Annotated in this window: 4 protein-coding genes; all 4 read left to right on the forward strand. The window is 41.1% G+C overall.

Annotated elements, in window-relative coordinates:
- Positions 1 to 995, forward strand: a 995-nt coding sequence (gene rny / locus HZC45_06120; GenBank protein ID MBI5682725.1) for a ribonuclease Y, incomplete at its 5' end; no start/stop codon positions are given.
- The gene (locus tag HZC45_06125; protein MBI5682726.1) at positions 985 to 1,779 is read left to right on the forward strand and encodes a TIGR00282 family metallophosphoesterase; all 795 of its coding nucleotides are present in this window, start codon (positions 985 to 987) and stop codon (positions 1,777 to 1,779) included. The genes rny and HZC45_06125, both read left to right, overlap by 11 nt.
- Before the next feature lie 33 nt (positions 1,780 to 1,812).
- On the forward strand, positions 1,813 to 3,018 hold the full coding sequence (locus tag HZC45_06130; GenBank protein MBI5682727.1) for a tyrosine--tRNA ligase: 1,206 nt from the start codon (positions 1,813 to 1,815) through the stop codon (positions 3,016 to 3,018).
- Positions 3,015 to 3,386, forward strand: a complete 372-nt coding sequence (gene crcB / locus HZC45_06135; protein ID MBI5682728.1) for a fluoride efflux transporter CrcB — start codon at positions 3,015 to 3,017, stop codon at positions 3,384 to 3,386. Before HZC45_06130 ends, crcB begins: the two co-directional genes overlap by 4 nt.
- Positions 3,387 to 3,521: the final 135 nt, after the last annotated feature.

Below are 3,521 nucleotides of genomic sequence, written 5' to 3' on the forward strand. Positions count from 1 at the left end.
AGGCAATGGAGATAATGGCTGTAGCAATACAGCGGTACGCAGGAGAGTATGTTGCTGAAAGAACTGTATCTGTTGTTAACCTTCCTAATGATGAGATGAAAGGAAGGATTATAGGCAGGGAGGGAAGAAATATAAGGGCAATAGAGGCTGCAACAGGCATTGATATTATAATAGACGATACGCCTGAGGCTGTTATACTTTCAGGGCATAATCCTATCAGGAGAGAGGTTGCAAAGATTGCCATAGAGAGGCTTATAGCAGATGGAAGGATACACCCTGCAAGGATAGAAGAGATTGTTGAAAAGGTTGAGCAGGAGATAGAGCAGGCAATAAAAGAGGCAGGTGAAAGGGCAGTATTTGATACAGGTATTCATGGGCTGCATCCGGAGGTTGTAAGACTCATCGGCAGACTCAAGTTCAGGACAAGTTATGCCCAGAATGTCTATGTTCATTCAATGGAGGTGGCATTTATCTGCGGCATAATGGCTGCAGAACTTGGGCTCCCGATAAAACAGGCAAGGAGGTCAGGGCTTTTGCATGATATCGGCAAGGCAGTAGACCATGAAGTTGAGGGTTCTCATGCAGTCATAGGTGCTGATCTTGCAAGAAAATATGGTGAAAATCCCAAGATTGTATCAGCCATTGCCGAGCATCATGACAGTAACCCTGCATCTATTATGGGCATTTTGGTTCAGGCAGCAGATGCCCTGTCTGCAGCAAGGCCTGGCGCTAGGAAAGAGATGATGGAAACATATGTAAAGAGGCTTGAAGATCTTGAGAGAATAGCCACATCATTCCATGGCATTGAAAAGGCATATGCTATACAAGCAGGTAGAGAGATCAGGGTTATTGTGAACAACCAATCAATATCTGATGAAGCGGCTGTTATGCTTTCAAAGGATATTGCCAGAAAGATAGAAAAAGAACTCTCATATCCTGGTCAGATAAGGGTCACTGTTATAAGAGAGGCAAGGGCAGTTGACTATGCCAGGTAATACTATCAACTGTCTTTTTATAGGAGATATAGTAGGCAGACCAGGAAGATTATTCGTCAGGGATAATCTTCTTATGCTGGTTAAGAAATATAATGCAGATATTATAATTGCAAACGGCGAGAATTCAGCAGGCGGTTTTGGCATAACACCGCAGGTTGCTGAAGAACTCTTAAATTATCATATTGATATAATTACTTCAGGTAATCATATCTGGGATAAGAAAGAAATTATTGATTATATAAAGGACAGAAACTGGCTTTTAAGACCAGCCAATTATCCCCCTGCTGTGCCTGGTGTCGGCTCTACCATTTTCAGAACAAAATCAGGGATAAATGTAGGTGTTATCAACCTCTGCGGAAGAGTGTTTATGGATAACCTTGATTGTCCATTCAGGGTTGGGAGAGACATGGCTGCTGTAATGAAAGAAAAGACAAAAGTGATTATTGTTGATATGCACGCAGAGGCTACCTCTGAAAAGATAGCCATTGCCTTTTATCTTGACGGTATGGTAAGCGCAGTTGTGGGAACCCACACCCATGTCCAGACATCAGATGAAAGGATACTATCAAATGGCACTGCATTCATAACAGACGCAGGTATGACAGGTTCTATAAATTCTGCAATAGGAATTCAGAAGGATATGATTATACAGAAATTCTTAACGCAGATGCCTAGGAAGTATGAGGTTGCCACAAAGGATGTGGAATTGCAGGGAGTTGTTGTTTCAATAGATGCAGAGACAGGGAAGGCAAAGGGGATTGAGAGGATAAAGGTAAAAGGCTGATTTAAAAATACCGTTATACGTGAGCTTTATTTTATGACTTCTACTATAGACAAGCAACTCTCTATCATTAAAAGAGGTGCTGTTGAGATTATTATTGAAGACGAACTTGTAAAGAAACTTGAAAAATCCATTCAGACAGGCACACCATTAAAGATTAAGGCAGGCTTTGATCCAACAGCGCCTGACCTTCACCTCGGGCATACGGTTTTAATCCAGAAATTAAAACATTTTCAGGAACTGGGGCATCAGGTGATTTTCCTTATAGGCGATTTTACAGGCATGATAGGCGACCCCACCGGAAAATCAGAAACCAGAAAACCTCTTACAAAGGAAGAGGTCTTAAAAAATGCAGAGACATATAAATCTCAAATCTTTAAAATCCTTGATGAAAAAAAGACAAAGATTGTTTTTAACAGCGAATGGCTGTCAAGTATGAGTGTCATGGAAATTGTTAAACTTGGTTCAATGCAGACTGTTGCAAGGATGCTTGAAAGGGATGATTTTAAGAAGAGGTTTAGCAATCAGCAGGACATAACAATACTAGAATTTTACTATCCATTGTTTCAGGCATACGATTCGGTTCATTTAAAGGCTGATGTTGAGATAGGAGGCACTGACCAACTCTTTAATCTGCTTATGGGCAGAACTATGCAAAAGAAAATGGGTCAGGAGCCTCAGATTGTAATAACAATGCCGCTTTTAGAAGGGCTTGACGGCGTTCAGAAGATGAGCAAATCCCTTGGAAATTATATAGGTATCACAGAGAGTCCACGGGATATGTTCGGCAAGGTAATGTCTGTATCAGATGAATTGATGCTCAGATATTATGAACTTTTGAGCGATGTCACAAACGAAAAACTTAATGAGATTAAGAATGGCAAGGCGCATCCCAAGACAGCAAAAGAAGAACTGGCAGAGGAAATAGTTAGAAGGTATCATGGTGCGGATGCTGCAACAAGGGCGAGAGAGGAATTCAACGAAGTCTTCAGGAATAAAGGTCTTCCTGAAAACATAGAAGAGGTTAAACTTAAAAGAGAAGGGGATTCCATCTGGCTGGCAAAGGCAATTGCTCTGGCAGGGCTTGCAAAATCCACATCTGATGCAAAAAGGCTTATTGAACAGGGCGGTGTGGAAGTTGATGGAGATAAGATTATAGACGGCAAGAAGGAAATTTCTACAAATCAAAAATATCTATTAAGGGTCGGCAAAAAGGGGTTTAAAAGGGTTTCTTTTGCATGAGGTTAATCTCTTTAATTGGTTTGGGAGGTTTTTTTGGTACGATAGCAAGGTATCTCCTGTCGGGCTGGACATATAAATTGTTTGGCACAACCCTGCCGCATGGAACGCTTTTAGTTAATGTAATTGGCTCATTCCTTCTTGGGCTTATAATGGAATTCAGCATAAGAAGCGCTCTTATATCAGATGAACTTCGCATAGCATTTACAATTGGCTTTCTCGGTGCATTCACCACATTTTCCACATTCAGTTATGAGACATACAAACTTCTAGAGGACGGCAGTCTATTCCTTGCATTGGCAAATATAGTCCTGAACTTGCTGCTTTGCATTATGGCGGAGTCAATCTTTTTTTTAGTTGAAATTCCGTAACGGCTCCCATAGTTTTAGACTGCGTCAGGCAGCCACTGCCTCCTTTCTTTCATCTATTCTACCCTTATTTGGTATCTCTCTCTGCAATGCATTCCTGAGCTCTATAAGATGTCTATATCCTTTAACCCTGTTCAG

The sequence above is a fragment of the Deltaproteobacteria bacterium genome, assembly GCA_016223005.1.
Taxonomy (GTDB): domain Bacteria; phylum Desulfobacterota; class GWC2-55-46; order UBA9637; family GWC2-42-11; genus JACRPW01.